The organism is Streptomyces atriruber, from assembly GCF_001418325.1.
Taxonomy (GTDB): Bacteria; Actinomycetota; Actinomycetes; order Streptomycetales; family Streptomycetaceae; genus Streptomyces; species Streptomyces atriruber.
Map to the genome: position 1 here is coordinate 1 of NZ_LIPN01000463.1, position 5,923 is coordinate 5,923.

The 5,923-nt window shown below is 68.4% G+C and carries 8 protein-coding genes; 5 read left to right on the top strand and 3 right to left on the bottom strand.

Translation table 11 applies throughout. The annotated features are described in order from the left end of the window. Nucleotides 1-75 precede the first annotated feature (75 nt). Nucleotides 76-537, bottom strand: coding sequence for a GNAT family N-acetyltransferase (locus AOK03_RS35890; RefSeq protein ID WP_055569577.1), 462 nt, complete (start codon nt 535-537; stop codon nt 76-78). Nucleotides 538-674: 137 nt separating this feature from the next. Between AOK03_RS35890 and AOK03_RS35895 the strand changes: the two genes are divergently transcribed. From AOK03_RS35895 to AOK03_RS35915, 5 genes are all read left to right on the top strand, one after another. Next, nucleotides 675-1,058, top strand: a complete 384-nt coding sequence (locus AOK03_RS35895) for a hypothetical protein (RefSeq protein WP_055569581.1) — start codon at nt 675-677, stop codon at nt 1,056-1,058. 150 nt (nt 1,059-1,208) lie between these two features. Next, nucleotides 1,209-2,042 carry a PIG-L family deacetylase gene (locus AOK03_RS35900; RefSeq protein WP_055569578.1) on the top strand — a complete coding sequence of 278 codons (834 nt, stop codon included), beginning with the start codon at nt 1,209-1,211 and terminating at the stop codon, nt 2,040-2,042. 454 nt (nt 2,043-2,496) lie between these two features. Beyond that, a complete protein-coding gene (locus AOK03_RS42930) occupies nt 2,497-2,688 on the top strand; it encodes a hypothetical protein (protein ID WP_157869169.1) in 192 nt (63 codons plus the stop codon). A gap of 132 nt (nt 2,689-2,820) precedes the next feature. Continuing rightward, nucleotides 2,821-3,762, top strand: a complete 942-nt coding sequence (locus AOK03_RS44500) for a hypothetical protein (RefSeq protein WP_244177881.1) — start codon at nt 2,821-2,823, stop codon at nt 3,760-3,762. A 240-nt stretch (nt 3,763-4,002) separates the two neighbouring features. Continuing rightward, a complete protein-coding gene (locus AOK03_RS35915) occupies nt 4,003-4,698 on the top strand; it encodes a L,D-transpeptidase (protein WP_055569579.1) in 696 nt (231 codons plus the stop codon). A gap of 88 nt (nt 4,699-4,786) precedes the next feature. Here AOK03_RS35915 and AOK03_RS42935 read toward each other — a convergent pair whose 3' ends face one another. Then, on the bottom strand, nt 4,787-5,074 hold the full coding sequence (locus AOK03_RS42935; RefSeq protein WP_055569580.1) for a peptidase inhibitor family I36 protein: 288 nt from the start codon (nt 5,072-5,074) through the stop codon (nt 4,787-4,789). A 194-nt stretch (nt 5,075-5,268) separates the two neighbouring features. Then, nucleotides 5,269-5,923 (bottom strand): LuxR family transcriptional regulator (locus AOK03_RS35925; RefSeq protein ID WP_167355681.1); only part of this gene is annotated, 655 nt, incomplete at its 5' end.

The following is a 5,923-nucleotide window of genomic DNA, read 5'->3' on the forward strand; positions in this document are numbered from 1 at the left end:
GGGTGAGCGTGAGGGGGTGGGGCTGGTGGGGCTGGCTGCGAGCTCGCCCACGCGGCGAAAGGCCGGGCCGTTTCGTCAGCCTGGAATCTTGCGCAGGTACTGGGTGAGGGTTCGGCCAGGAATCGACCCGGACGGAACGCGGCTCATGCTGACGCCCCCCATGGCCTGGTAGAAGGGCTCGGCGTTCGGGTCCGCGTCAATGGTGAACCGGGTGAATCCCAGTGCCTCAGCAGTCTCGACGGCATGAGTGAACAACAGACGGCCGATGCCCTCCCCGATCGCACGTGGGTCGACGAACATCATGCCCAGCACGCCGTGCGGTGGCGCACCCTCCAACGTCGCGAAGCCGACGACGCTGCCGTCTCGTTCGGCCACCGCCGTGCGGCGCCCGGCAAGTTCCGCATCTCTGAGTGTGAGTTCGGCGCGGCACGACTCGAGGAACTCGGCGTCGTACCCCCAGTGCCCCTTGGAGCGCAGTGCCAGATCTGACAGGAGGCTTGCTTCCCCGGGGCGAGCCGGTCGGATCGAAACTGTCACTGATGACCTCCACAGAGCCGTCGCCGTCACTCCATGATCCGCGCAGGGGCGGCTGAACGACAAGGCGATTGATCGAGGAGTCGGCAATCGAGGAGTCCGCAATCGAGGAGTCGGCAGCGGACAGGGAGACTGTCCGCATGCAGATCCCTGTCGAAGCCGTGACCGCCACCGCGCTGATCGAGGTCGTACGGATCTCCGGCCTTCCGACCGAGCCGGGCGAGCCGTACCCCGGCAGGGTGGTCGGCCACTGGGCCGGGAACGAGGCAGCCGATGCCCTGGCCCTGATCGGGGAACTGCCCGGCGGCGAACAGCACCGCTGCGGCTTCTCGCCGGGCTGGGGCGTTCGCGCGTACGAGAACTCTCTCGATCACGTCCTCTTCGAGGCGGCGTTCTGCTTCCGCTGCCATGAGATCCGTCTGCATGGAGCAGCTGTCCCGCCCCCGCTGACCACGCAGTACTTCGACGCGGAGACTTCGCGGGCCCAAGCCCTCCTCACGCTCTTCCGGGCGGCGACGCCGTAACGCGCTGTCGGCCGGGGCGAAGGCTCGAAAGCTTTGGGGGCGAGCGGGAACAACCGATCCGGCCGGCACTGTTGATCGACCGGGGGATCGGTGCCGTACCCCGCTCCCCCGTATCGAACGTTTGTTCATTTTCTGCAGGAGGACTGTTTCATGGCTGACCGGCCCTTGACGCTCATGGCGGTGCACGCCCACCCCGACGACGAGGCCACCTCGACCGGAGGGGTCCTCGCGCAATACGCGGCGGAGGGAATTCGCACGGTTCTGGTGACCTGTACCGACGGCGGTTGCGGAGACGGGCCGGGGGGTGTGAAGCCGGGCGATCCCGGCCACGATCCCGCGGCCGTCGCCTCGATGCGCCGACAGGAACTGGAGGCGAGCTGCGAGGTCCTGAAGATCAGCGACCTTGAGATGTTGGACTATGCCGACTCCGGGATGATGGGCTGGCCGAGCAACGACGCCCCGGGATCCTTCTGGCAGACCCCCGTGGAGGAGGGTGCCGCCCGGCTCGCGGAGCTCATGCGGCACTATCGGCCGGACGTGGTCGTCACCTATGACGAGAACGGCTTCTACGGCCACCCCGACCACATCCAGGCCAACCGCATCACGATGGCGGCGCTGGAGATGACGGACCTGACACCCAAGGTGTACTGGACGACGATGCCCCGCTCCGGGATGCAGCGGTTCGGCGAGATCATGCGCGAGTTCCATCCGGACATGCCCGAGCCGGATCCGGCCGAGGCCGCCGCGATGGCCGAGATCGGCCTTCCCGACGACGAGATCACCACGTGGGTGGACACCACCGCATTCAGCGGCCAGAAATTCGACTCGCTGGCCGCGCACGCCAGTCAGGGCGAGAACATCTTCTTCCTCAAGATGGGCAAGGAGAGGTTCGGCGAGCTGATGGGCATGGAGACGTTCGTACGTGTCCAGGACGCCACGGGCGCGCCCGTGCCCGAGAAGGATCTCTTCGCGGGGCTGCGCTGATCTGTCCGTCTGGTGGGCGGGGAGGGGCTGGGCGGTACAGTCCCCCCCCGCAGGCGGGGCTGTGCCAGCCCACGTTGTGTGGGGTCGAACTTCCTCTGTCGTCCCCGACGTCGTAGCGGGTGGTGGGCTGCCGGTTTCGGGAACCGGGTGGGCGTTCGGGGCCGGGACGGCTGGGTTTCGGTGTCAAGTCGGCCGTGGTTCAAAGCGCCGTCCAGTGAGCCGTGGCCACACTGATGCCCGACGATCAGCGACAGTTCGATCTGGGTCCGTGTCGGACCGTCCGCACACAGCAACGCGTCGGTCAGCTCGAAGAACGCGTCCGCCCGCGCGGACAGGGACCAGTAGAAGGCCGTCCGGAAGCAGGGCAGTTCCGCGGGCGCCTCCCGCTGGACCGCGTACATACCCGCCCTACGACCAGGCGGTCGCCCAGTGGGGAGGAGCACACCATGAATGGGTGCTGCAGCGGCCGGTCAGCGGAGTGGCGTCGATGGCACTCGTGAAGTCGAACAGCCCGTCGGAGAACTCGACGCCTCGGAAGTCCACCGCGCTGCCGGAGACCACCACGGGCTGTGTCGGCGCCGCCTGCCCGGAGCGTACTGCGAAACCGCCCGGGAAGCGGGCCTGCTCCGAGCCCGATGCCAGCTGAAAGCCCGTGGCGGCACAGCAGTGGGTCCGGCATCATCCCCGTGTGATTGTGATGAAACCCGTTCTGGAGATCTCCGCTGCCGACGACTTCGTGCTCTGACCGGTCGGCGAGCAGGGATCGTATGGCTACGTCGTGCTGAACGGGGAGCTGACTCCGGCGGAGGTCGGCACGGCGGTCATGCAGCTCGCCGACTGTAACGGCTTCGAGCCGGAGGAGGGGCACGGGCCGTGCCCGCCCGACCCGCTCGGCACATTCCTGCACGGGTTGCTCGCCATGCCTGATCTGCTCGCTGCCGGAGGGTTCCGGGTGACCGACGACGCCACCGACACCGTCTTCGTCGAGCCGGGCTGCTGCAACGGCCTGGAGACCTGGCGGGACTGGCTGGAGATGCTCGACGGCACCGGCTGCGCCTGCTTCGGCCACGATCCGTCGTCGGTGGCCGAACGCGTCGGCGACATCGTCCGACTGACGCTCGACGCCCACGGGACGGACGACGGTACGGTGATCGAGCTGTCGGTAGACCAGGTACGCAGGCTTGTCGCGGGCGCCCAGCCTGACTCACCGAGGGCGCGTGCACGACGCCCGCCTCCCTCTCCGTCGTCGGCACAGCGCACTGCGGAACTGCATGAGGCGCGGGTGTCGTGGCTCGCGAGGGCGGAGGAGTACGCCGCGCAACGCCGGGCGGAGAAGCGGGCCGGGCGGCGGGCTGTAATGAACCCGCGACCGTGGTGGCTGCGGAGCTGGTGGGAGGGCCCGAACCGTGCCTGGTACGAAACCCCGTTTCGCCATCCGTCGCTGCGGCTGCCCGAGTACGTCCGGCGACAGAACGCGATGCTGGACGGCGCCGATCTCCCCGGCTGCCCCGCCTGCGGGGACGAGAGACCTCTGGTGTCGAACTCGACCGGGCACGGCTGGGTGGAGCTGTGCCGTGGGTGCGCGTGGGTGCTGGCACCATGTCCGTGCGGGCAGCGGCACCGGTTCGTCCCGGAGACCCCGTTCAGCTGGAAAGGGATCTGGCAGCGGGCGCACATGAGCGATGACGGCACGCAGAACCCGCATCGGCCTGCGGGCTAGCAGTTCCTCGCGGGTGATGGTGTTCAAGGCCCACCGGCAAGCCCGGCCAAGCGGTGTGAGCGCGGCCAGGCCCGTGCCATGAGGCGGCGTCACCGATTCGGCATCGGAGGTCGGGCTTCAGCCCGAATCGCCCCCTGTTACATACCTGTGCCGATTGGCCCTACAACGAACCCCGCAGGCGCGTCGTCTAGCAGATGGGATCCAACCCGCAGATAGATGACGAACGAGGAGTGGGCAGCAATGGGGGACATACGTAGACGAGGGGCCGCGGTCGTGGGGATCACCATGTTGGTGGCCCCGCTCACGGTGGGGCTCGGCGCTGGCAGTGCTCAGGCAGCGTCGTGCTCGACACAGACCGGCCCGTACCAGAAGCAGGTCGAGAAGTTCCTCGGCCGCCCGGTGGACGGCAGGCAGTCGACGGCTGACTGCAAGGCCATCCAGGCCTTCCAGACCAAGCACCAGATCACCCCCAACGTCGGTTACGCGGGCAGTGTCACCTGGGGTGTCATGAACCTCATGAACAAGCAGAAAGCGGTGGGCAACAACCCCAACAAGGCGGGCAAGTGCCCGACCGACAAGGGGCGCATCGCCTGTGTCGACCTCACGCTTCAGATCAGCTGGATCCAGGACGGCAAGACCCTCAAATACGGCCCGGTTCCGGTGCGCACCGGCCGTAATGGCCACGAGACCCGCACGGGCCCGAAGAAGGTCTACTGGCGCCACATCGACCACGTGTCGAGCATCTATCACGTGCCGATGCCGTACAGCCAGTTCTTCGACGGCGGCCAGGCGTTCCACTCGGTCGGCATCAGCGTCTGGGCCCCGCCGGGCTCCCACGGATGCGTCAACATGACGAAGAAGGACGCCGTGAAGTACTGGAGCATGCTGCGCAAGGGCGACGACGTCTTCGTCTACGGCCGCAAGCCGGGCACCTGACGCACGGCGGCCGCCAGCGAACGGTCCGCTGTATCCATCACGGTTACGTTCGTCGACCAGCGCTGGGGGAGCGTCCCAGGGGACCGGATCAGCACGCACCGACCCGCAGCGAACTGATGTTGTCGTTCCGGTTGTACTGGGAGGTGTTGCCCTGCCAGTTCCCCACCGGCCACGTCGCGCCGTCGCGGTTGATGTTCAGCCATGTGCAGAACGTCTTGCCGGTCCTGTTCCACACCGAGGAGATCTGGTCGTTGAGATCGAAGTCGCGGAGATCGTCGGAGCCCACCTGGAACCGTGCCATCCGGCCCCATCCTCCCGCGTCCTCCCATGCGCAGAACCAGCCGACGGGGCAGTCCTGGTACGCGGTGATCGACACATCCGTCGCGGTCGGCGCCGTGGAAGCCTGGGCGGCGGGAACAGATACCAGCACTCCTGTTGCGGCGAGTGCCACCGCGGAACAGAGTCGAGTGAACCGTTGCATGAGGGTAGTGCCCTCCTTCGATTCAGGGGCATGTGTCGCCGGGGAAGTCCGGCCGTTCGCCCCGCATCGCGCGGGGAAGCGCGGCGTTCTCAGGTGCATTGTGGCCGTGGTTCGTACGGGACGCCCCGGGCGGGTGTGACTCTGGCCGAAAAGTCGCCCTCGCCCGTACGACCGGCCAGGGCGATGCCGGTCCGGGACGCGACGTTCAACTTCCGCATGATGCGCGCCACATGGTGCTCGACGGTCCGGGTCGACAGCACCAGGCTCTCGGCGATCTCCCGGTTCGCCCGCCCCTGCACGACGAGTTGAGCCACTTCCTGCTCGCGGGGCGAGAGCTGGTCGCCGTACCCGAGGCGGCCGCGGCGGTGGGTGGTGACGATGTCGTGGCGGCGCAGCAACCGCTGACAGCGGGCGACGTCCCAGCGCGCGCCCAGTTCGCGGTAGGCCTCGACGACGTCCTGGATGACGCCGGCCGCCAGAGCGACGTCACGCGCCGCGCCGGGCACATCGAGCATGCAGCGCCCACGGGCCTCGGCCGCCCGCGCGGCGTCGAAGGGCCGGCCGAGCCCGCGCCACCGCACCTCCGCGTCCTCCCACAGGCCGACGGCCTCGTGCGGCCGCTCGTCGGCCTCGGCGAGCAGCGCCCGGCACATGATCAGGGCGGCGCGGGCCGCGGGCGCGTCCAGCCGCTCGGTCGCCGCGTCGAACTCGGCGACGAGCCCCCGGGCCCGCGCCGCCCTGATC